Here is a 21,748-nt window from a genome sequence, read left to right on the forward strand (position 1 = left end):
ACTTGATTACCGTTGCCTGACCGCGCGGTATCGGATCATATCTCGAGAAGCTGGTCTTAAGACCTGACACAAGCGAGCTGCTCGGCGTAGCTCCAATAAAGTGCTCAGGTCGAACACGTCGATGGCATTGTTAGAAAGCGTGATTGTAAAAGGTAATCACGCATGTTTGGCCCGACCGCACGGCAATCGCAAGGTTGTCCGGATGGTCGGATTTGGCACCCCACGAGGGCGAAAGCCGAGTGGATAAGGTTTGCCAAATCAAACAAAGATGATGAGCATTGGCAATGAGAACGATTAAGTGTCGTAAGGGCATTTGGTGGATGCCTTGGCATGCACAGGCGATGAAGGACGTGATACGCTGCGAAAAGCCGTGGGGAGCTGCGAATGAGCTTTGATCCATGGATCTCCGAATGGGGCAACCCACCTTAAGATACTTGGGAATCTGATGCGCCGGTGGCGCGTGAGTGAGTAGGAATTAGTGAATAGTGAATAGTTTTAAAAACTAAACACTAGCGACTGCTCACTACTCACTGTTTGCGTCACGGACGCATGAGGTTCCAAGTATCGATAATAAGGTATCTGCACCTGAATAAAATAGGGTGTAAGAAGCGAACGCAGGGAACTGAAACATCTAAGTACCTGCAGGAAAGGACATCAACCGAGACTCCGCAAGTAGTGGCGAGCGAACGCGGACCAGGCCAGTGGCAATTGTGATTAAAGTGGAACGCTCTGGAAAGTGCGGCCGTAGTGGGTGACAGCCCCGTACGCGTAGATATCATGATTGTCCTAGAGTAGGGCGGGACACGAGAAATCCTGTCTGAACATGGGGAGACCACTCTCCAAGCCTAAGTACTCGTGCATGACCGATAGCGAACAAGTACCGTGAGGGAAAGGTGAAAAGCACCCCGACAAGGGGAGTGAAATAGAACCTGAAACCGGATGCCTACAAACAGTCGGAGGGGGCAACCCTGACGGCGTACCTTTTGTATAATGGGTCAACGACTTAGTGTAACAAGCAAGCTTAAGCCGGTAGGTGTAGGCGCAGCGAAAGCGAGTCTGAATAGGGCGATATAGTTTGTTGCATTAGACCCGAAACCGAGTGATCTAGCCATGAGCAGGTTGAAGGTTGGGTAACACCAACTGGAGGACCGAACCCGCATCTGTTGCAATAGATTGGGATGACTTGTGGCTAGGGGTGAAAGGCCAATCAAACTCGGAAATAGCTGGTTCTCCGCGAAATCTATTTAGGTAGAGCGTCGAGCGAATACCCCCGGGGGTAGAGCACTGGATGGGCTATGGGGACTCACCGTCTTACTGATCCTAACCAAACTCCGAATACCGGGGAGTACTACTCGGCAGACACACGGCGGGTGCTAACGTCCGTCGTGAAAAGGGCAACAACCCTAACCTCCAGCTAAGGTCCCCAAGTCATGGCTAAGTGGGAAAGGATGTGAGGATCCCAAAACAACCAGGATGTTGGCTTAGAAGCAGCCATCATTTAAAGAAAGCGTAACAGCTCACTGGTCTAAATAAGGGTCTTTGCGCCGAAAATGTAACGGGGCTGAAGCCATGCACCGAAGCTGAGGATTCCTCTTTGAGGAGTGGTAGCGGAGCGTTCCGTAAGCTGATGAAGGGAGACCCGTGAGGGCTCCTGGAGGTATCGGAAGTGCGAATGTTGACATGAGTAACGATAAAGAGGGTGAGAGACCCTCTCGCCGAAAGACCAAGGGTTCCTGCTTAAAGTTAATCTGAGCAGGGTTAGCCGGCCCCTAAGACGAGGCGGACACGCGTAGTCGATGGGAACCACGTTAATATTCGTGGGCCTGGTGGTAGTGACGGATTGCACAAGTTGTTCTGGTTTATTGGATTATCAGGGCAGCGGAGCGGTTCCAGGAAATAGCTCCACCGTATAGACCGTACCCGAAACCGACACAGGTGGTCAGGTAGAGTATACCAAGGCGCTTGAGAGAACTATGTTGAAGGAACTCGGCAAATTGCACGCGTAACTTCGGAAGAAGCGTGACCCCATTTTACGCAAGTATGATGGGGTGGCACAGACCAGGGGGTAGCGACTGTTTATCAAAAACACAGGGCTCTGCGAAGTCGCAAGACGACGTATAGGGTCTGACGCCTGCCCGGTGCTGGAAGGTTAAGAGGAGAGGTGCAAGCTTTGAATCGAAGCCCCAGTAAACGGCGGCCGTAACTATAACGGTCCTAAGGTAGCGAAATTCCTTGTCGGGTAAGTTCCGACCTGCACGAATGGCGTAACGACTTCCCCGCTGTCTCCAACATAGACTCAGTGAAATTGAATTCCCCGTGAAGATGCGGGGTTCCTGCGGTCAGACGGAAAGACCCCGTGCACCTTTACTATAGCTTTACACTGGCATTCGTGTCGGCATGTGTAGGATAGGTGGTAGGCTTTGAAGCGGGGACGCCAGTTTCCGTGGAGCCATCCTTGAAATACCACCCTTATCGTCATGGATGTCTAACCGCGGCCCGTCATCCGGGTCCGGGACAGTGTATGGTGGGTAGTTTGACTGGGGCGGTCGCCTCCGAAAGAGTAACGGAGGCGCGCGATGGTGGGCTCAGACCGGTCGGAAATCGGTCGTCGAGTGCAATGGCATAAGCCCGCCTGACTGCGAGACTGACAAGTCGAGCAGAGACGAAAGTCGGTCATAGTGATCCGGTGGTCCCGCGTGGAAGGGCCATCGCTCAACGGATAAAAGGTACGCCGGGGATAACAGGCTGATGACCCCCAAGAGTCCATATCGACGGGGTTGTTTGGCACCTCGATGTCGGCTCATCGCATCCTGGGGCTGGAGCAGGTCCCAAGGGTTTGGCTGTTCGCCAATTAAAGCGGTACGTGAGCTGGGTTCAGAACGTCGTGAGACAGTTCGGTCCCTATCTGCCGTGGGTGTAGGAATATTGACAGGATCTGTCCCTAGTACGAGAGGACCGGGATGGACATATCTCTGGTGGACCTGTTGTCCTGCCAAGGGCATAGCAGGGTAGCTATATATGGACGGGATAACCGCTGAAGGCATCTAAGCGGGAAACCCACCTGAAAACGAGTGTTCCCTATCAGAGCCGTGGAAGACGACCACGTTGATAGGCCGGGTGTGGAAGTGCGGCAACGCATGAAGCTTACCGGTACTAATAGCTCGATCGGCTTGATCGTTCTCATTGACTGTGCTCATCACAAGGCGAATGCAAAGCATTCGTCCTGCCAGGGCGACCGCAAAGCGGTCGTCCCGACAAGGCAAAGGCCTTCGCCTTTGCCCGGGCCCGGCGAACACGAAGTGTTCGTCCGGTTAAAGGCCAAAGACGTGTTCAAAACAAAACACTACCGACTAGTCACTAATCACTAGTCACTCGTGTACCAGCTTCTCAAATCAAAAAGTTGCGCTTTGCCGACCTGGTGGTTATGGCGGGGTGGCTGCACCCGTTCCCTTTCCGAACACGGCCGTGAAACGCCCCTGCGCCCATGGTACTTCGTCTTAAGACGCGGGAGAGTAGGTCGCTGCCAGGTCTGCAAATCGCAACTCAAATCTTCTCTGAACATCCAACGGCCAAAAGCCGAACAAAAGGCCGCCCACAAAGCGGCCTTTTGTGTTACAATATACCGCGGGGTGGAGCAGCCCGGTAGCTCGTCAGGCTCATAACCTGAAGGCCGCAGGTTCAAATCCTGCCCCCGCAACCAAAATTTCCAAGACTATCAAGACTTTGTCGGCCTCCCATGTGGAGGCCGAAGTCGTTTTTACCCCTAGCACAAACCTAGCACAAAACCCGAGGTCGATTTGACTGGTCCCTTGAGGTCGTGATTCCCTGTCCCTACATCGAACACGAAAACAATCAGGGGGCCGGTATGACGAGCCATGAAATCCTCGGAGGGAAGGTCAATGTCTACCGGCGCGGGGGGCTCACCTGGCATTGCTCCACGTCCCTGAAGGGCCGCCAGTACCGTACCAGCACCAAGGAAACCGGGCTGGCGCAGGCCAAGGCGTTTGCGGAAGACTGGTATCTCGGGCTTCGCGGCAAGCTGGCGGCCGGGTTGATGAAGACCGAAAAGACCCTTGCTGAGGCCGCTACGAAGTTCGAGCAGGAATATGCCGTCATCACGGAAGGCGAGCGCAGCCCCAAGTGGGTTGAGGGGCACAGTATCCGCCTGCGGCTTCACCTGATCCCGTTCTTTGGCAAGATGGGCCTGTCGGAGATCACGGCCGGGACGGTTCAGGATTACCGGGTTCATCGCATCGGTACGTCCACGACCGGTCAGCCCCCGGCACGTAGCACACTCCATGATGAGGTTGGCACCTTGCGGCAGGTGTTGAAGACGGCCATCCGCCACAAGTGGCTCAATCATCTTCCCGATCTGTCGCCGCCGTACAAGACGCAAGGGAAGATCATGCACCGGCCGTGGTTCAGTCCCGCCGAATACAAGCAGCTTTACGAGGCAACCCGGCTGAATGCCAAGGAGCCCAAGAACCCTTACTTCCGGTGGGAAGCCGAGCAGTTGCACGACTTCGTGCTGTTCATGGGCAATACCGGCCTTCGGCCGGATGAGGCCAAGCAGCTCCAGCACCGGGACGTGACGATCGTTGAAGACCCGGAATCGCGTCAGCGCATCCTCGAAATCGAGGTGCGCGGCAAGCGTGGTATTGGCTGGTGCAAATCCATGCCCGGCGCGGTCAAGCCCTATGAGCGTCTGCGCGATCGGCTCAAACCGGCGCGTGAAAAAGGTGAGGGCAAGAACGTTGAGGCCGTGGCGAAGCTCCCGGCGCCGACCGATCTGCTGTTTCCTGGCAATTATCTCAAGATGTTCAACAATCTTCTTGAAGCGCAACATCTCAAGCTCGACCGAGACGGCAAACCTCGGACGGCCTACAGCTTACGTCACACCTATATATGCCTTCGGCTGATGGAAGGGGCAGACGTCTACGCGATTGCCAAAAACTGCCGCACCAGCGTCGAGATGATCGAGAAATTCTACGCGGCGCACATCAAGACCACATTGGACGCTTCCGTCATCAACGCGCGCAAACCCCGGAGGGCGAACCGCGATCGGAGGGGGAAGAGAGCGGCGGAACCGCCGCTCTACCACGGAAACGAGGCTCCACAGCCTCGTCGCGACACCCGAACGGGTGTCCAGACGAACCGCTTGCCGGTTCGCAGCGCCCGCTTGGCGGGGCGCTCATAGAAGGTTTAGCCTTCTCTTAATCCGGCCACATCGCTTCGGTGTGGTCGGGATTTATTCACCTCAATGAAAGTCCTCTCCCGTGAGCAGAACCTTGACGAACCACATTGGTTCACCAATAATCAAAGTGAACCAAGGAAAGTTAGGTGCCATGACTGCGGCGTTTACCGTGCGTGTAAAAGATGAAACCGCAAGCAAGCTCGATCAGCTTGCCGAAAAGCTGGATCGCTCCCGCTCCTACATGGCTGCCGAGGCCATCGAGGCCTTTGTTGAGCAGCAGGAGTGGCAGCTTGCCGAGATCGAAGCCGGGTTGGCCGAGGCCGATCGGGGCGAATTCGCCAGCGATGACGATGTGGCTAAGGTTGTCGGAAAGTACGTCAAGCCTGCCCGTCAATCATGAGCGGAAAACGTATTCGCTGGACGCTTCGGGCGTTGCGGCGGCTTGATGAAATCGGCGCATATATCGAGAAAGACAATCCCGATGCGGCGGCTCGCGTGGTGGCGCGGATCGTGTCGGCCGTCGATATGTTGGCGGAACTGCCTGCAAGCGGGCGGCCGGGTCGCATCAAGGGCACCCGTGAAATCGTGCTGGCGGATATACCTTATATCATTCCGTACCGCGTCAGCCAGGATATTGAGATTATCACCGTCATGCATGCGCACCAGCGGTGGCCGGAGATGTTTTGACAAATATCGCGTACATCAGTCCGCGTTTTTGACAAAACCGCCTTAAACGTGAGGCAGAGAATCGCAATTAACGTGGGCTGCCATGAAGCGGATCAATGACACCATACTGCAGCCGGGCGATATCATTCTGACGACATCGGCGGAGGCCGTCAGTAAGGCAATCCGAATAGCGACGCGCAGCGATATTTCGCATGCCATGGTCTGTGTCGAAGGTCACTCGGTTATCGATGCCACGGCTGAAGGCGTACAGGCCCGCAATACGCAGCGCCTCTTCTACGAGGATGGGTGCTCGATCCATATTCTGCGGTTGCGCGATGGGCTCACGGACGCCCAGCTCAATGCCGTGATTACTTTTATGCGCGCCCACATCGGGACCCAGTATTCGACCAAGGAGGCTGTGCAAACGGCACTCGGTGGTAGACGGCGACCCAGCCGAAAGCAGTTCTGTTCGCGGCTTGTCGCTCAAGCTTTCTCCCACGCAGGTATTGAGCTGGTTGGCAACACGAACTTCTGTTCGCCTGCCGATCTCAAAAACAGCTCGCTTCTCATGGCGATCGGCAATCCCGCCATCGACGTTCCTGCGGAGGAAAAGACCCGCTGGGACAAACATCTCGATAGCACCGAAAGAATGCGAAAGGCGATTAACGACGTCCTTGATGGTGCCCGAACGAAAAACAAAGATATCCAGACCTTCGACGACATTCACCGCCATCTTGTAGAACATCCCGAAGATGATGACGCCTTTTGCGCCTTTCTACAGCGGTCTGGCTATCTCACGCTGTGGCAGATCGAGCTGGAGAAGAATCCGTGGCAGTATGACGTGGCGCTGATGAATGCTGATCCGTCAGGGGAGATTGAAGCCTACTGCAGGGTAACGCTTCGCGATCACGAGAGTGGCCCGCATCGTTATATTGTGAATCGGGGCGCGTACACGCTCTGGAGCCGGCAGTTTGGACTTCGCTTTTTTCATGTCATGGCAGAGCTATACCAGCACCTCGCCTATCTGCACGATCAGCGGATCAGAACGGCCAGGGCCTGGCTGACCATGAACGGACACCCCTTGTCTGACAAACCGCCCGAGCTGGTCCCGCATACGCCGGAGTGGTTTTCCTCACTGGAACAATGGGACCCCCCTCAAGCGATGATGACACGCGCCGTCATTGAAGCGGCCGAGCGCTCGGATGTTTGCTCGGTTTGCGGAGATGACCCAGCCAGCGACTTTGTTCTTGAAGATCATCAGCGTCCTTTAGGTGGACCTGCTACCCTCCGGCTCTGTTCGGATTGTCTCGGTATCCGAAGGTCGGGTGGCGCGTTTTATGTTCCTCTGACTTCAGCAGTCTGAGCGACCTCTTCCTTTGGTAAGGCACCGGAGGGGGTGCAGGGGTCTCCCCTGCAAACCGCGCGTAGCGCGGTCGCGTTGGTATTATGATAGACAGGCCACGCCGAGATAGCGCGGCAGCACGAGCGGCAACGCGAAGAGCAGGACGCCGCCGAGCGCGAGGCCCAGGCCGCTCGTACTCCTTCCTAAGGTTACCACCCACACGATCACACCCACCGAGGACATAAGAACACCTATCCCGTAGGCCACGGCAATCACCGGATGGAGCAGCGAGCAGAATGCCATGGGCCGGTAGCCGAGCCATCCGGCAACATGGTCGATGCCCAGTCCACCCAGCAGTACGATGCCCGAGAGGGCGGCGAGGTTACCAACGAGATGGGCGACGAGGCCGGGATGTGACATAGGCGATCTTTTCTGACAGGAGACAAAAATACGGTGAGGCGGCAGGACCACAGGTCCGGCGTATAAAGAGAAGATGAAGGGGTAAGAGCGCACTTATACATCGCTGCGCGACATAGGTGCTCCGGCAGCCACAGGCTTGTGGCAATCCGCCGGAAAGGAACGCCCTTGCGGGCGTGTTTTTTTGGCCTGTATTCCGGTCGTTTCGCCTGGTCTACCATCGCTCGCGCCTCCGCGACGTCGTGCGGCCACCGAGCCGCACGCGGCGCACCCAACGCTCGACCTCCTTTGCCCGGACCAATCCCCGCTCGTAGCGAAGATTGGCGCCCGTCGCCGCACGCTCCAGTTCCTTGAGCAATTGCGCGATCTGGTCGAGCCGTTTGCGGGCATGGGCCGTCTTGCGTGCGGCGGCCTCCCGGCGCTGCTTGTCCTCCTGGGCCGCCTTCCAGCGATTGAACCGGAATGCGGGTCCTTTGATCGCGCCTTCGGCCGTAAACGTGACACGCCGCTGCCAGTGGTCGAGCTTACGGTTCATGCGGTCGAACCGCCGATTGATGGCCACGAGGTCCCGCTTGAGCTGCGTGTTGTTCCCGGCCACGATCCCTTCCAGCCAGGACAACCGTGTACCTATGTCGTGGGCGGGGTAGTTGCGCTGTCGCCGTTGGGTCTTGGACGCTGATGCCGCCGTTGAGGGCTTTCGATATGAGCTGACCTCACGCACCTGACTGCGCGGGTGTCGGCCATTGCGGACGATCTGGCGTGCTTTAGGCCCGACGTGGAACTCGGGCGTCCGGCTCAGTTCCGTCGCCCGTGCCCTGTCATGGCGTGCCAGGGCTTCCTCCCGTTGGGCTGCCAATGTGCGGTGATCGATCCGCGTGCGCTTTCCGGCTCGTTCCAACGCGAGATTGCATGCGATGGCCCATTCCGACCGCCACACGTTCAGCAAGTCCTTGCTGTTCCATTCGCGGGTTTTGACGGGGTCAAGACCGCTCGCCGTTGCGCGGCGCAGGGTCAGCATGACATGGGCGTGGAAATTCTTGTCGTTTTGTCCCTGCTCCGGGATGGGATCATGCAAGGCGAAATCCGCCACCATGCCGCGCCGGACAAAGTGCGTCTCAAGGAAGGTCCGCACGAGGTCAAGGCGATCAGCCGGGTTCAATTCATATGGCAGGGCCATGTTGAACTCGCGCGCCAACTGGGCGTCCTTGCGGACTTCCATGGCTTCCACCGTGTTCCAGAGGGTTTCCCGGTCGGTGAGCCATGGCGCACTGCCGGGAGGTGCGAGAATTTCCCGGTGCACGACCCCGCCGCGACGGCTGTAGTCGTGTACTTCGTTGTTGCTGCGGTCGTTCAGCCGTTCCCCGGCACGATAGGCCGCAGCCGCCACCGCTTTGGAACCGGGACGGTAGGAGCCGTCCGGATTTCGCTTTGACTTGCGTCCGAGGATTTGTCCGGAAAAGTGATAGATAGCCATGGTCAGCCCCGGAGGCGTGACCGCTTGGTGGCAGCTCCCCGCCACTGGTCCCATTGCCCGCGCCAGCGCCGCACCTTCCGGTAATCGATGCGACGGCCGAGGATGGAATACGGAACATTGCGGAGCTTGACGACCGTGCGGGTGAGGGGGAGGCGCTGCACTTCGGCCGGATCGAGAAGCCAATACCCGCTTTCGGACTGACCTTTTTGGCGATTGCCGCTGTCCCACAGTTCCCCGGAATGGCTCACGCCGGATGACCTGGATAGCGTGGTCATGTTGCCGAGCATGTTGGCGACGTACGTGGCCGTTTGATTGTCGTTGACCCCGAAGAACACGCGCGCCGACGCGTTGGCGAGGAACGCCTCGGCACCCCGGCCATAGACCTCGTAAATCTGCGGCAGGTTCTGCCAGATCAGGACCGGCGTGCAGTAGGCGCGCAGCAGGCCGGATTGCCGTTCGAGCGGATCAAGGCGGCCGAGCACCGCGACTTCGTCAAGGAGAAGCACGACCTTGCGCTCTGGAGGCGCCACTTTGGCCCGCGTGAGCGTCTTTAGCGCGCAGCCAACCATGACCCGTAGCCATCGTTCGTAAACGGTCAAAACGTCCTCATCCACGCAGAGGAAGAGCGTGGACGTTTCCGTCGTCAGTTCTGACAGATCGAATGTGGACGATGACGACAGGATGCCTGCCGGAGATCCTGCCGACCACGATTCGGTGGCCTTCTGGAGATTGGACAGAATGGATTTGAACTCTGACGAAAAGCCACCGCCAGGTTCGAGCGCGCTGGTGAGGAAACCAGCGGCGATTTCGCGTGCCGCGAGCGACGGGGAATTTTCGGTAATGTCGTCGAGCGTGGCCAAAAAGACGTGCGGTGTGCCGACCGACAGACGGCGCACGGCGGCCAGCGTGCGGCTTTCGACGGGTTCCTGCAGCGTGTGCAGAATGAGTGCCTTCAGCATCGACGCGGCCTTGTCGTCCCAATGCGCTTCGCGGGCATCCGGTTTGATCATCAGCGACGCGAGTGCGGCTGCGTCATCCGCTTCGTTCGGTGTTCCGACACGAATGATGTCCATGGGGTTGTATCGGTCGGAATGCTCAAGGTCCGTGGGATTGAGCATCCGGACCTTGCCGAAGGTGGCGCGGCGGCGGCGTGCGATGTCGTAGTTTTCCCCCTTTGGGTCCGTGACGACCATCGAGCCGCGATAGGAGAGCAGGGAGGGGATCACCACGCCGAGGCCCTTTCCGGAGCCCATGGAGGCGAACACCATGACCATGCCGTCCGAGGAAAAGCGCAGAAATCGGCGGAAGGCGCCGCGTCCGAGAATGACTCCTTCTCCGGTGATGGCGCCCCGTCGCAGTTGCTCCCAGCGCGTGGCCCACCGGGAAGAGCCGTGCGAACCGCCCTTGCGGCGGCGTTTGCGGGCCACTCGAAACAGCAGCCGCAGCATCCACCAGCAGGCTTTCAGCAGAAACGTCAAAATCCGGTAGGTGGATTTGAGCAATAGTCCCAACAAATCCATGGCATTAACCTGTCACACGGTGAATGCCATGGACAAACCACGTTGCCTGCCGAAGCGGCACGAAACGGGTAAATAGTCTCCCTTGGCGTTCACTTTTTACGGGAGGTGTTTTGTCGGATATCGGTTAGCGGCGCCGGGGATTGCCCCGGCGGCGCTCGAATGACGTGCGCCGGGGTGGCGCACGTCGGTTCGGTTTACGGGTGAGGCGCGTGAACAAGTCCGCGATGATGCGGGCGAGGGCACGGCCGAAGGCTGAGAAGACCGCTGCCAGGATTTGCAGGTAGAGGTTCAGCAGTCGCTCGATCACCCGGAAGATGAAGCCGAGGAACTGGTTCATCGGTCAGGCATCGACCTTGCCGTAGGAAACGGGCCGGAAGGTCATGCGGTCCAGTGACCACATATGGCGGATGCCGGTACCGCTGTCCTCCAGGATGGCAACTGTCGTGCCATCCTCCAACGTTCCCCACATAATTATCTTGGGCTTGTAGACATCAAGCAACCGTTCGTAGCTATGGTGGTGATTGTTGATAAGCCGCGTCAGGATACGATGCACGGTTTCCGCGCTGAGCGGGCGGCGCGGGTTTGGCAGAAGCCGTTGCAGGATGTTGGGCATCAGGGACGGCAAACCCGTCGAGGTATGGACGGCGGGCATGGTGTCCGAAGTATCATGATCAATCGTAATGTACTTGCGCATGGGAATCTCCAAATTGGACGAGTGAAGGGGCGGGGCCGTGTCATCAGCTGACGCGGCCGATCGCAAAGGGCTTGCGGTTCTTCTTGCTGATGACCCACAGCCAGTTCTCGCCGTTGAGGGGATTGCGGAAGACGTAACCGAGGGTGCCTTCCTTGCTGCGCTGATACCGGAGGAAAACACCATCTGCCTCCTGACGGCGAAAGCCGTTGGAGCTGGTGTAGTAGCAGCGATGCCGTCCGAAAATCTGATGGACTTCCTCGTCGTAAATCCAGAGCGTGGCGGACACGATGCCTGCCGTGCTGGCGGCGCTTTGGGCACGAGGGGGTGTGGGCAAGGTGTAGACTTGGGGAAAATTTCTCATGTCGTATCTCCTGTTGCGATTACGCGGACCTGACGAATGCCAGTTCGAGCAGGCCGGCTTCAGGAGAGCAGGGCGGAGCAATGCTAGGAATTTTAATAAATTTGCTGGGCATTCTTATTAAAATTGACATCCGTCCAAACAATGAATCCTCCCCTGGCAGGGAGGATTCACCGGAAACCGGAGCGCGGCAACGCAGCCGGTTTCACACGCCTCAAGACGGTCAGGAGACAACCCGTCGGCGTGGATGGGAAAACGGAAAAAAGGTTGGGATAGCCTCAGTGTGGGGCCGGGACCGGGAAATGCAAGTATATTGAAATAAAATTTTGCGACGCGATGTTAAGGGAAACGCTAGATGACTGAAAATGAAAAGAGAAGAGGAGGAAAACCTCCGCGGCCCACCAAATACGAGAAGTTAAATGCGACTCTCGAAAAGGGCCTGAAGGGTAAAATCTCATTGCATGCTCCGGGTTGGGGCAAGATGTCCGGCTTTGTCGAAGAGGCCATTCGACGCGAATTAGAACGACGGGAAGCTGCTGCTCACGATGAAGTGGAGAGGGCTGCTGTTGACGACATCCGAAACGAGATCGATAACATAGATGTCTTGATTGTAGGGCGAGGAAGCGAGGAATTCATTTCCCAAGCCGTGAACTATACCTACCACTATCTGCGCTTTTTCTCGTTCCGGGGAGCGATCTTTGAGTTGTTCCCCCGCCATTACAAAAGATATGCTGATAGCGTCGAACAGTATGACGCGGCAAAACAAGAGGCGACGGCGTTTCTGGGCAAGGGCTGCAATTTTGACGAGGATCATCTTCTTCGGCTCATTTCAAGCGCGAAGGATGCAGGAGCTGAGGAAGCCCGTGAACTCGCGGCAGCATATGAGAAGATCAATAGCCCTGAACAAGGGCTGATACAGGAAGAAACCCTTCAGCCCAAATCGCATTATGCGAGGCTTTGGGATATTTTTGAAACGCCTAGCCCATTCGCCAGCGCATCTTCGGCTCTCGATGATACCAAGTATTCACCGGAATTTGCTGGTCCGAACGCTTCCCAGCTACAATCCAAACGTTTTACGTGGTGGAAGTTGAACGAAGACCGTCTGGTCGGGGCACAGTGGGGCGTTGCGATTACGATAACCGGAGTGGTTATCGTCTGGATTATTGAAATGTTGTTCAACTGAGCGAACCGGCCGGGGTTTCCCTCCGCTTCCCCCATGTCGATGCTCCGGCCCTGAAACCGAGCCGCATGTCTCGGTTTCTTGCTGCGCAACCGGGCCTCCCGCATAGACATGTGGCCCCGCGCGTCGGTGACACCAAGCGGGGCGACTGGTTTGCCCTGCGGGCCCGGTCAGGCCATTTTGACCTGACCTAAACAAGTCTGGGCCGCCCCGCTTGGCGTCAACCCCGGCCTGCCGTCCGCGCCGATCGATAGGCTATGGTCATGCCATCATTCCACTGGAACCATCTCGCCGTCCACAAGGTAGGAGCATTCGAACTTTTCGCCCGCGAAATAGCAGTCCTTGGTGTTATTGGGCAGTTTGACGGTTTTAGGTGATTGTCCGGCCTTGGAGGGAGTGCAGATCGCAAACACGTCAAACGGCGATTCATAGAGGTTGGCGAAGTGCTTCACGCTGCCCGCGACACGGGGCTGAAGCGGGGAAGCGTCGGCGCCGCTGCCAGCCCGCATCGTGACATCACGCACACGGAAGCCGCAGACGTCGGGTTGTTTGTCGTTCAGTGCTTCGGTGGGCAGTGTCTTGGGCTCCTCCAGCAGCGCCTTGGAGTAGGGGTCGTTCTCCATTATGTCGTCGGCCAATTTGTTGAGCCGCACGGCTTCCTGCGGGGTGAAGTCTGTCGCCCCCGGTGGGGTGGTGCGCCCGCAGATTTCCACCGTACCGGGCGAGCCGTGCAGGTAACGCGGCATGAACATGATGGTGTAGGAGCCGCTTTTGGGCAGCGGCCCGAACCATGACGCCGGGCCATTGGTCTTGTAGTCGGGCGCGTCCAGCACCGGAATGCGCTCCGGGTTGTCCATCAGGACGCTGACATAAGCGCCCCGCTTGAACTGACCGACAAACATCCCTGCCGATCCGGTGTAGTTGAAGCATCCGGTTCCGGCATCGAGCTTGAAGGGCTGGGTTTTGGGCAGCGGCGCCTGTTCGGCCGATGCGGGAGCCGCCAGCAGGCAGGCCCCGACGACGCAAAGGGCTCTTAGACCTTGGGCTTGCATATGTTCGCCTTGAAATAAGAAAGGGCCTGGTTCGCCTTCTCTTGAATGGATTTTACCGGGGTTTCGGGGTTTTCCTTTTCGAAGGGGCCAACTCTCAGTCCCCACCGTCCGGTCGTAGACTCTTCGGAAACCGCCTTGCACCACACGTCTTCCGCAGCTTCAAGGCACATTATTTTGGCGCCCGGAAGCTTCATGTTTTTGCCCCGTCCAACTTCGACGGCGGTCACATTGGTGAGGTCCACCGAGAATTTTGCATCCTTCAAGCCGACGCGCTCATTTATTGCGAGGGGCTTCATTGCAACGGTGAATGTGCAGTTGTCCGATGTTTCGACCGTGGCCCGGAGGGCATCCTCCGAGTTGCTACCCTCTTGCATCTTGACCACGAGGCTGAGGGGCTTGGCTTGCGTGGCCTCGGTGCTGACCGTCAGCGTGTCCATTGTGACCGAAGCTTTGTCTTCAAGACCGAAGAGAAGGTAGCTTACGACCTCCTCCGCGCTCTTGCCGTCGAAGGGACCGGCAGCCTCGCTGGAGCACGCCGAGAGAATAGCCGCGCTGAATGCGGCGGTCAGGAGTTTCGCTTTCATGGGAATGCCTTTCGGGGCTATCGGGATATGTTGCAATTACATGCGGGTGAGCTGCATGGCGTAATCGCAGCCCGCGACGCGCAGCTTGGAACCGTCGAGCTGATAGTTGCATACCGCAGCCGGTGGAGAGCCGGGGATGCCGGGGCCGGGTTCGAGTTTCAGGCGGTTGTCGTCGTAGGTTGTCCATTTCCACACGGCTTGTGTGCCCTTGACGACAAAAATGGCCGTGCCGTCTTTCAGAAGATCAACCGTGTTGCCATTCGGATCGGTGTATTTTCCCTCGATGCCGGGACTGCCGGAGCAGGACGCGAGGAACAGGGCAAAAGCTGTCGTCACAGCGGCTTTAAATACAGATGGATTTTGTTTGATTGCATTTTGCATTGAGAAATGACCCCTGAACGTGGAATCGGGGGCGGAATCCGTGCCGTGGCAGAACGGCAAGAACCGCCGTCCGGCCTGTGCCTTTGGCAGTTTCTGGGTATCAAAAATCACGACTTTTGCCGGTCACCCCGGCAAGTGCAGACGCTTAATATCAACAACAGAAAATCAAGTAATTAAATCCGTTGATGAAGACAAAATGGCGTTACAGAATGTGAATCTCTCCCACTTGCAAAAGTCGTGATTTATGAGTGTTTGAAATTGGTCATTAATATTAAACAATACAAGGTTTTATAGATGTGGTTTTGCCTCTTGCTCCCGTCATATTGCTTGGCAGGATGCAGTCATGATTTATGGATATGCCCGCGTTTCCACGAAAAAGCAGGACCTCGCTTATCAATTCGACAGGCTTCAGAAGGCGGGTTGCGACCAAATAATCCATGAGAAAAAGAGCGGCAAAGACACAGCAGGACGGCCAGAACTGTTGCGGCTGCTGGCCAACCTTCAGCCCGGCGACAACCTTCTTGCCACGGTCTCGGATCGCGTAGCCCGAGATCCTCTCGACCTGGTGCTCATCCTCCGCGAAGTTGAGAACGCGGGCGCGCGGCTTCGGCTCCTTGATGAACCATTTATCGACACGACCTTCGATTTTGCCGATATGGCAGCGTATTTTAAGGGTTGGTTGGGGCGGGTGGATCGGTTGCGGATATTGCAAAATACCGCCAACGGACGCGCCATGGCGAAAGCCAAGGGGGTCAAATTCGGGCGCAAGCCGAAACTTAGTCCCCGCCAGAGAATCCAGGTCATCGAAAGGAAGGCTCGTGGTGAGCCATACGCGCAGATTGCCCGGTCGTTTGGAGTGAGTGAGAGCACCATAAATCGAATTCGACCTGTGGAGAGCGGATGCTCTCTATCTCCGGTGTTCGGCCATGACGGTGTTGTCCCTGAATGTTGCGAGAATTTCAAGAAGGTGTGAAGCTCCTGGTTGAACCGGGATCAGTCGATCATTTCGCTTTCGATTGCATCCGTTAAATTCTCGCGTATCTTGATTCTGCGCATGTGAGCATAAGGTGGCGCCTGGCGCCTTTGATAGGCCACCACACCAAGAACCAGCATCGGTTGGCGACCGATAAGGCTGATGCAAGATTACGCCACCTCTAAAAAGGATCTCTTGTCATGGATTCCCATGCCATTATTGCGTCTCTGCCGTTGAGCGGAGACGACCGGGCCGAATTCATTCGGGCCGCAAACCATGTGTTCGAATGCATCATCGAACGGATTGAACCGAACAATGAGGAGATGACCCGCAGCCTCTGGGATGCCGGTCACTACGTCGACCATCATCTGTTGAACGAGGCCATGTTGCCGATAGAGCGGGACTACGCTCTGTCCTTCATCGATGCGTTTCTGGTAAGTTATGTGGTCGATTTGGCGGTTGAGGCCGACAAGCTGGTGGCCGAGCCTCAGACCGTGAACTGATGTCGGCTGATACGACGGCCCCCGGTTCACGCCGGGGGCGTCTCGCCGGGAACAGAGCTTGTCAAAGTGGGTTTCCGCACATGTACGCAGGCGCCCCGTTATTGTTTGCACGCCAAGCTGCTTGACCTGCTGGAGAGCAATCCGGCTCCGGGGGACGGTCACACCGCTCGTACATCGTTTCCTCTTGTAGGTCTCCGACATGAGTGTTTTGCTGTCGCCGTAGCGTGCGAATCTTCGTATCGGTCTTGTAGATCTCGAAAGAGCCCGAGGTGATGCTTTGCGCATTGTGAGCGCAATGGTAGGTGAATACCGAGTTAGTCGTATTGATCACGGACAGATTAGTGATCGCGCAGCCCATGGACGATGAGAGGTCATCCGCCCAGAGCTTTGTATAAGCTTCAAGGGATTCGGGGACTTCATAGCACTGCCCGGTCATTGGCTGGCTGGTGTTGTTGATGATAAACGAGGTAGCCCTCCACCCGGGTTGCAGTGAAGTGGTTTGATCCTGGGGCTCGGGTTCGGTTGGCACACAATCAACGCTGCCTTGCTGATACTGCCATTCTAGGGAGCCGCAGATGGGCTTCACCGCGGGCGCTTGCCGCAGTCTTTCCAACTCGGCCTCCCAGGCCACATATCGTTCCTCTTTTCGGGTATCCAATTCGGCATTCCGACGTTTTGCATCTTCTTCCCACTCCCTGAAATAGGCGGGCTCATCGGGAGCCGGGTCGAGCCGATCCACACCGGCACCAACCACCGCACCTACCTTGTCGATATTCTGCAGGGCCGCGATCCCCAGTTGGGCGATTGGACCAAGTGGCATTAGGGGCAGGATGACTGGCACCATGTCATTTGGTGTAAGGTTCTTTCCGCCTAGAATCTTGTCCCACACGTCGGAAGCGCCCTGTTTAAACTCCAACGAACTCCCGAGACCTCCGGCCACCTTGCCCGAGACCTTCAAACCGTGATTGTTAAGTCCGCCTTTCTCCAGAAGTTCGGCGCCTATTCCAATCCCCTGCAAGCCCAAGGTTGCGGTGTCATCCGCTTGGGCCTTGGCCTCTTTGTATGCCAGCATTGCTAGGAGGGAGGCCCCTATATGCCATCTTGGGTGCAATCTAGTCTCCCGTTAAAAGCGATTCAGTAGACAGTAGGGATGACGAGCGTGACTTTACATTTGTGTTTGCCGCCGGGCATGAACACCGCGTACCCGCCGTATCGATTGGTTTGCTTGTCATGGAATGCGGCGGCCAACTGAATCTGCTTGTCAGCCGCAGCAGCTACCGGAAATGCCGTCGAAAGATAGAAGGGGCCGATTTGGCTCGATCGTTTGCCGTCCGTGAACGTGATGTCCGTTTCGTTCAAAGTTGTCGTAATCGGCTCGCGGCAGCCAGTTTCCAACGGGGTTTTAGCAAATTCCAGGAAGGCGACGAGGTTGATCTTTACGAGCTGTGAAAGTTCTTCATCCTTCCGGTACCAGGAAAATATGCTAACGAAGACGTCAGATCGCGGAAAATCCTTTACGAGCTGCCGGAACACCACAGGTCGGTTTTTTAGCATATTGTCGAGGTAGTTCGGTCGCTCCTTAAACTTGTAAAGCTCCTCCGAGAAATACCGACCGGGCATAAACCCAACTGTTATCTTTTCGCCGCTCTTGGCCTTCATAAGGGCATAAAGATCAGCTGAGGAGTTGTAGAAAAGCACGTAACGCGCGCCACGCAGCTCGTACCGCTCCTTTATCGAGGTCTCCATGATGGCGTGGGCTAGTTTCTCCGCTTCGGGCAAACCGAATTTCTCTAAATTCGCTCGCCATGCGTCGTTAAAATTGGGTCGGTGAACCCCAAAGATCACGGCGTCGCTAAAAGCCTCCAAACCTTCTGGCGTCTTTTCGAGCGGAATATTGCTTGCCGCATCTATCGGTCCTGCCGATGGCTCCACCGATTCCGTATTGTTGGTTGTCACAGGATCGGCAGGTGTCAGCGCCACTTTCTTGAATTCCTTACCGGTGAACTCGAAGAAATGTGCGCCTCGGGGACTGTCTTCCCCCACCTGTCCGGCGACAACCAGCAGGCGGCTATTCTTGCGGAACTCAAACGGGCGATCATAGCCCTGCCAGAAGCAGGCTGCGAACGGCAAGGCGTGGACCTGCCCCGTTTTGACGTCGATGAGAGCGCCGGTATCGCACTGTGTGCCCGCGCCCCATTGCGTAAAGACATAGCTGCCACCGAAGTTGATAGGTTCGCGTGATGCCTGCTGGAGTCGCGTGCGCTCTTCCTGCGTCAGCTTAGGGTCCAGTCGGACCTGAACTTCCGGCCCTGAATACATCTTCGCCAGATAGTCCTTGAATTTGGGGACTTCCTGCGACTGCGCTCCTGTCACGCAGCACAATCCAGCGGCCATCATTAACCCGACAAGCAGCTTTCTCATGCTGTGCGACATCTCCTGTTTCACGGCATGATTGCATCTCACGTTATACTTGCCAACGACTTTCGACGGGGCAGAACCGGCCGCTATAAAGGTGCAGGCCGATTAGCACCTTGCTAGAAGTTGCTGGCCGAGTTTTTCGATGAGATCGGCAAACTCCAGAACCGCGTTGGCGCGGATAACGAGTCGCTGCCCAATGGAATAAGAAGTATCGCCGCTGCGGCTGACGTAGTCCGTATCGACAATGCCTTGCTGATGCGCGAGTAGATGCCGCTGCTGGAAATACATCGTGAGCTTCTGCAGCGACCCGGCTTCGATAAGTTGATCGTAACTGGCGCCGATGGTCTGAGCCCATAGCTCGGAACCTGCTTCCAGGTTTTGAAAAGCATTGCGCCGCGCCTTTGGGCCGGATTTGGTCTCGTAGAGCTGCTCGCACAAACGCTGGAACGACATAACCGTGTCCTGCATGGCCTTTTCCAGCAGGGTCCTTGTCATTACTTCCGCTTCGTCGGGGCCGAGGTTGGCGCGCAAGGCGTCGCCCAGCGTGGCCGCTGTCCGAATGGTGGCAAGGGTCTGGGCAAACGTGTGGCTGGCGGAGTTTTTCCCGCAACTTGGGCAGAAGAACGCCGCTCCTACATAAGAATACCGGCATTGGCAGGATTCGCACGTCGTCCGCAACCGCATGGGATCGGCTGCCGCCACCGGCAGTAGGACAACATCGTGGGCGCCTTTGACATCAAGGGTGATGCTCAAGAATGAATTGCGGCGTTGGCGGCGCTTCGACTCCGCCGCGTCGGCGCGCATCGCCTTGTTGATGCCAGCCTTGACGGAATTAAGTGCATATTCCCGCCCTTCTTCAATCTGCTTTCGCGTGAACCAATCTGTGGCTGGCGCTACGTGGCGACACGAGGGGCAAAACACTTCCTCGTCGCGGACTATGTTCGTCCAGTCATCCGCGTGGATTTTGAACTGAAACAGGCATTTTTCGTCGGGACATTCCTTGTCGTAGAAACCGTCAGCATCCTTTTCGAGCGGAACGGAAATGCTGGTGGTGCTGGCCAAGCGGCTTAATTCGCGCTGAAGATTCTTGAACATCGGCGACTCCTGTGATGCCGTGTACATAGCATGAACAAAATTCTTCTGCTACTGAAGGATGCAGGCGCTCTTGCCATGCATGATCTCCCAGGCAAGATGCTGGGCAAATCACCCGAATGGAATATTCGATGGCCCTGGATCATTATGTTTCTCAAGTACATCTGAAGAATTTCTACGCTCCTGATTTGGGGGAGCGGATGTATGCGATTCGTAAGGCCGGTTTGAAAACCTATCAGTGCGATTCCTACAGTCAGTGCCGCATCGAGGAAGGCAGCACCAATCCCTATCTTCAGGAGCCTCGTGTCATTGAGGAATTCCTGAAAGATGTGGAGCCCCGATACAATGCTGCGCTTGAAAAGCTCCGCGCAGGGCAGCTTGATCGTGATTCCATTTTCGCAATTGCCGGATTTGCGGCTTACGTCGAAAGTTGCTCACCCGCCGGGATGCGCATCCATAGTGCGCCTTTGCGCAAGACTTTGGAGATGACGGCGGAACTGCTCGAAAAGGACGGACGCTTGCCGCCAGCTCCACCGGAGCTTGGCGGGGAATCACTGGCCGAACTTTTGAGTTCGGGCCGCGTGCAGTTTGCGATCGATCCCAAATACCCGCAATCCATTGGCATCCAGAGCATCCTCAAGCGCTTATCGATCTGGGGGAATTCCTGGTGGGACATTGTCATTAACGAAGACGGGGACAGCCCATTCTTCACCAGCGATTACCCCGTGGCGATTCAGCCGGGTGATCGGCCGGGGCTTGTGAATCGCATCGTGCCACTCGCCCCGAACCTAGCCTTGCGGATAAAACCCGATCTTGCCGAGCGTGGAATCGTGGACTTGGAGTTTCGCAATCTGCGCATCCGGCGTGTGAAGGCGACCAAGCAACTGATTGCGGCGATCAATACCGCGATTGTACAGGGGGCTGAGACCACGGTTTATTCTTCATTGGATCGTCCGTGGGTTCCCCGCTTTGTGGAAAAGTACGCGAACTTTCATATTGAACCGAGGACAACGAAAGTTCCTTACGGCGATGGCTATATGGCCGTATCGACAATGGCGGTTGGCCGGAAAACGAATGCCGCGCTGTCGGTTAACCAGATGGGCAGATAGGAGGGGGTTGGATGCGAGATCTTTTGGCGGCCATACCCGACGTTGAGTTGTTGTTATCAATGCAGCCTGAAGAGCTTGGCGCGAAGCTGCTTTTTTTGCTCCGACGACGCCTCGAAACCGGCTCCCGTTATGTGCATCTCAGCAATTCCCTTAATGAGCTAGACAGTTGGGATAGGCCTGGGCGCAACCCCTTCCCACCGGGCAAGGTTGACGAGATCAAGATCGCGATTGCCGAAGCTTGGCTTTGGCTGCAGGCGCAGGGCCTATTAATTCCGGCTCCTGATAGCAACGGGGCCAACGGATTTTCGGTTTTAAGCCGCAGGGCCAAGACTTTTGAGGATGAGGCTGCCTTTGCGAGACACAATGTTTCAAGGCTTCTCCCTAAGGAGATCCTCCATCCGCGAATGGCCGATCGTGTGTGGTCTGCTTTCATACGCGGAGAGTTTGATGTTGCGGTTTTCCAGGCAACGAAGAGCGTCGAAGTGTACGTCCGAGAGGCGAGTGGGCATGGCAACGACCTTCTTGGAATGAAACTTATGCAAGAAGCGTTCAAACCGGAGGGAGGCGTTCTCACAGATGCGAGTGCTGAAGCCGGCGAGCGGCTCGCGCGGATGCAATTGTTTTGCGGCGCCATTGGTTCTTACAAGAACCCAAATTCGCATAGGGATGTTGATATGACTGACCCCATGGAGGCCCTGGAGATCATCTTGCTTGCCAACCATTTGATGAAGATCGTCGATGCGCGAGTTGCCGGACGCAATCCGGCGGTAAACAACGGAAACTGAGGCGGG

21 protein-coding genes, 1 tRNA gene and 2 rRNA genes are annotated in these 21,748 nt (G+C 56.6%); 12 read left to right on the forward strand and 12 right to left on the reverse strand.

The features are described 5' to 3' along the window. Nucleotides 1-292: 292 nt before the first annotated feature. The 7 genes from CO671_RS01740 (at nucleotide 293) to CO671_RS01770 (ending at nucleotide 7,223) form a co-directional block, all read left to right on the forward strand. Nucleotides 293-3,178, forward strand: a 23S ribosomal RNA gene (locus CO671_RS01740). Between the two features lie 236 nt (nucleotides 3,179-3,414). After that, a 5S ribosomal RNA gene (gene rrf, locus CO671_RS01745) occupies nucleotides 3,415-3,529 on the forward strand. A 94-nt stretch (nucleotides 3,530-3,623) separates the two neighbouring features. Then, nucleotides 3,624-3,700: transfer RNA gene (locus CO671_RS01750), tRNA-Met, on the forward strand. Nucleotides 3,701-3,865: 165 nt separating this feature from the next. After that, on the forward strand, nucleotides 3,866-5,197 hold the full coding sequence (locus CO671_RS01755; protein ID WP_245424936.1) for a site-specific integrase: 1,332 nt from the start codon (nucleotides 3,866-3,868) through the stop codon (nucleotides 5,195-5,197). A gap of 148 nt (nucleotides 5,198-5,345) precedes the next feature. Then, a complete protein-coding gene (locus tag CO671_RS01760) occupies nucleotides 5,346-5,594 on the forward strand; it encodes a CopG family ribbon-helix-helix protein (RefSeq protein ID WP_097604088.1) in 249 nt (82 codons plus the stop codon). Continuing rightward, the gene (locus tag CO671_RS01765; RefSeq protein ID WP_097604089.1) at nucleotides 5,591-5,881 is read left to right on the forward strand and encodes a type II toxin-antitoxin system RelE/ParE family toxin; all 291 of its coding nucleotides are present in this window, start codon (nucleotides 5,591-5,593) and stop codon (nucleotides 5,879-5,881) included. The genes CO671_RS01760 and CO671_RS01765 overlap by 4 nt, the downstream gene beginning before the upstream one ends. Nucleotides 5,882-5,963: 82 nt before the next feature. Next, a complete protein-coding gene (locus CO671_RS01770; protein WP_097604090.1) occupies nucleotides 5,964-7,223 on the forward strand; it encodes a YiiX/YebB-like N1pC/P60 family cysteine hydrolase in 1,260 nt (419 codons plus the stop codon). Nucleotides 7,224-7,304: 81 nt separating this feature from the next. Here CO671_RS01770 and CO671_RS01775 read toward each other — a convergent pair whose 3' ends face one another. The 6 genes from CO671_RS01775 to CO671_RS01800 all read right to left on the reverse strand — a co-directional run bounded on the left by CO671_RS01775 (nucleotide 7,305) and on the right by CO671_RS01800 (nucleotide 11,668). Beyond that, nucleotides 7,305-7,622 (reverse strand): hypothetical protein, encoded by a 318-nt coding sequence (locus tag CO671_RS01775; RefSeq protein WP_097604091.1) that lies wholly within the window; start codon nucleotides 7,620-7,622, stop codon nucleotides 7,305-7,307. Between the two features lie 211 nt (nucleotides 7,623-7,833). Next, complete coding sequence (mobQ, locus tag CO671_RS01780) at nucleotides 7,834-9,093, reverse strand: MobQ family relaxase (protein ID WP_170964911.1); 1,260 nt, start codon at nucleotides 9,091-9,093, stop codon at nucleotides 7,834-7,836. 2 nt (nucleotides 9,094-9,095) lie between these two features. Continuing rightward, nucleotides 9,096-10,613 (reverse strand): type IV secretory system conjugative DNA transfer family protein, encoded by a 1,518-nt coding sequence (locus CO671_RS01785; RefSeq protein WP_097604093.1) that lies wholly within the window; start codon nucleotides 10,611-10,613, stop codon nucleotides 9,096-9,098. Between the two features lie 124 nt (nucleotides 10,614-10,737). Next, a complete protein-coding gene (locus CO671_RS01790; RefSeq protein ID WP_097604094.1) occupies nucleotides 10,738-10,950 on the reverse strand; it encodes a hypothetical protein in 213 nt (70 codons plus the stop codon). Between the two features lie 3 nt (nucleotides 10,951-10,953). Beyond that, nucleotides 10,954-11,307, reverse strand: a complete 354-nt coding sequence (locus tag CO671_RS01795) for a hypothetical protein (RefSeq protein WP_097604095.1) — start codon at nucleotides 11,305-11,307, stop codon at nucleotides 10,954-10,956. Nucleotides 11,308-11,350: 43 nt separating this feature from the next. Beyond that, the gene (locus tag CO671_RS01800; RefSeq protein ID WP_097604096.1) at nucleotides 11,351-11,668 is read right to left on the reverse strand and encodes a hypothetical protein; all 318 of its coding nucleotides are present in this window, start codon (nucleotides 11,666-11,668) and stop codon (nucleotides 11,351-11,353) included. A 352-nt stretch (nucleotides 11,669-12,020) separates the two neighbouring features. Between CO671_RS01800 and CO671_RS01805 the strand changes: the two genes are divergently transcribed. Beyond that, nucleotides 12,021-12,848 (forward strand): hypothetical protein, encoded by an 828-nt coding sequence (locus tag CO671_RS01805; RefSeq protein WP_097604097.1) that lies wholly within the window; start codon nucleotides 12,021-12,023, stop codon nucleotides 12,846-12,848. A 266-nt stretch (nucleotides 12,849-13,114) separates the two neighbouring features. Here the strand turns inward: CO671_RS01805 and CO671_RS01810 are convergent, their stop codons facing one another. From CO671_RS01810 to CO671_RS01820, 3 genes are read right to left on the reverse strand one after another with little or no spacing between them, the layout of a single operon-like run. Further along, nucleotides 13,115-13,897 (reverse strand): hypothetical protein, encoded by a 783-nt coding sequence (locus CO671_RS01810; RefSeq protein ID WP_097604098.1) that lies wholly within the window; start codon nucleotides 13,895-13,897, stop codon nucleotides 13,115-13,117. Beyond that, on the reverse strand, nucleotides 13,879-14,481 hold the full coding sequence (locus CO671_RS01815; protein WP_097604099.1) for a hypothetical protein: 603 nt from the start codon (nucleotides 14,479-14,481) through the stop codon (nucleotides 13,879-13,881). The genes CO671_RS01810 and CO671_RS01815 overlap by 19 nt, the downstream gene beginning before the upstream one ends. Before the next feature lie 36 nt (nucleotides 14,482-14,517). Beyond that, on the reverse strand, nucleotides 14,518-14,973 hold the full coding sequence (locus CO671_RS01820; RefSeq protein ID WP_097604100.1) for a hypothetical protein: 456 nt from the start codon (nucleotides 14,971-14,973) through the stop codon (nucleotides 14,518-14,520). A 232-nt stretch (nucleotides 14,974-15,205) separates the two neighbouring features. Here CO671_RS01820 and CO671_RS01825 point away from each other — a divergent pair, with 232 nt between their 5' ends. After that, entirely contained in the window at nucleotides 15,206-15,835 is a 630-nt protein-coding gene (locus CO671_RS01825; RefSeq protein ID WP_097604101.1) for a recombinase family protein, read from the forward strand. Between the two features lie 200 nt (nucleotides 15,836-16,035). Next, nucleotides 16,036-16,338 carry a hypothetical protein gene (locus tag CO671_RS01830; protein ID WP_097604102.1) on the forward strand — a complete coding sequence of 101 codons (303 nt, stop codon included), beginning with the start codon at nucleotides 16,036-16,038 and terminating at the stop codon, nucleotides 16,336-16,338. A gap of 61 nt (nucleotides 16,339-16,399) precedes the next feature. Here the strand turns inward: CO671_RS01830 and CO671_RS01835 are convergent, their stop codons facing one another. The 3 genes from CO671_RS01835 to CO671_RS01845 all read right to left on the reverse strand — a co-directional run bounded on the left by CO671_RS01835 (nucleotide 16,400) and on the right by CO671_RS01845 (nucleotide 19,851). Then, a complete protein-coding gene (locus CO671_RS01835) occupies nucleotides 16,400-17,410 on the reverse strand; it encodes a hypothetical protein (protein ID WP_141514441.1) in 1,011 nt (336 codons plus the stop codon). Between the two features lie 62 nt (nucleotides 17,411-17,472). Further along, nucleotides 17,473-18,759, reverse strand: a complete 1,287-nt coding sequence (locus tag CO671_RS01840) for a hypothetical protein (RefSeq protein WP_141514442.1) — start codon at nucleotides 18,757-18,759, stop codon at nucleotides 17,473-17,475. Between the two features lie 102 nt (nucleotides 18,760-18,861). Next, nucleotides 18,862-19,851 (reverse strand): hypothetical protein, encoded by a 990-nt coding sequence (locus tag CO671_RS01845; RefSeq protein ID WP_097605040.1) that lies wholly within the window; start codon nucleotides 19,849-19,851, stop codon nucleotides 18,862-18,864. A gap of 128 nt (nucleotides 19,852-19,979) precedes the next feature. On the opposite strand from CO671_RS01845, the gene CO671_RS01850 reads away from it, so the two are divergent. After that, nucleotides 19,980-20,957, forward strand: a complete 978-nt coding sequence (locus CO671_RS01850; protein WP_170964912.1) for a DUF4238 domain-containing protein — start codon at nucleotides 19,980-19,982, stop codon at nucleotides 20,955-20,957. Between the two features lie 11 nt (nucleotides 20,958-20,968). Beyond that, complete coding sequence (locus tag CO671_RS01855) at nucleotides 20,969-21,742, forward strand: TIGR02391 family protein (RefSeq protein ID WP_097604106.1); 774 nt, start codon at nucleotides 20,969-20,971, stop codon at nucleotides 21,740-21,742. Nucleotides 21,743-21,748: the final 6 nt, after the last annotated feature.

Origin of the sequence: Rhizobium sp. M10, assembly GCF_002531955.1 — a bacterium.
In the GTDB taxonomy this organism is placed as follows: domain Bacteria; phylum Pseudomonadota; class Alphaproteobacteria; order Rhizobiales; family Rhizobiaceae; genus Rhizobium; species Rhizobium etli_C.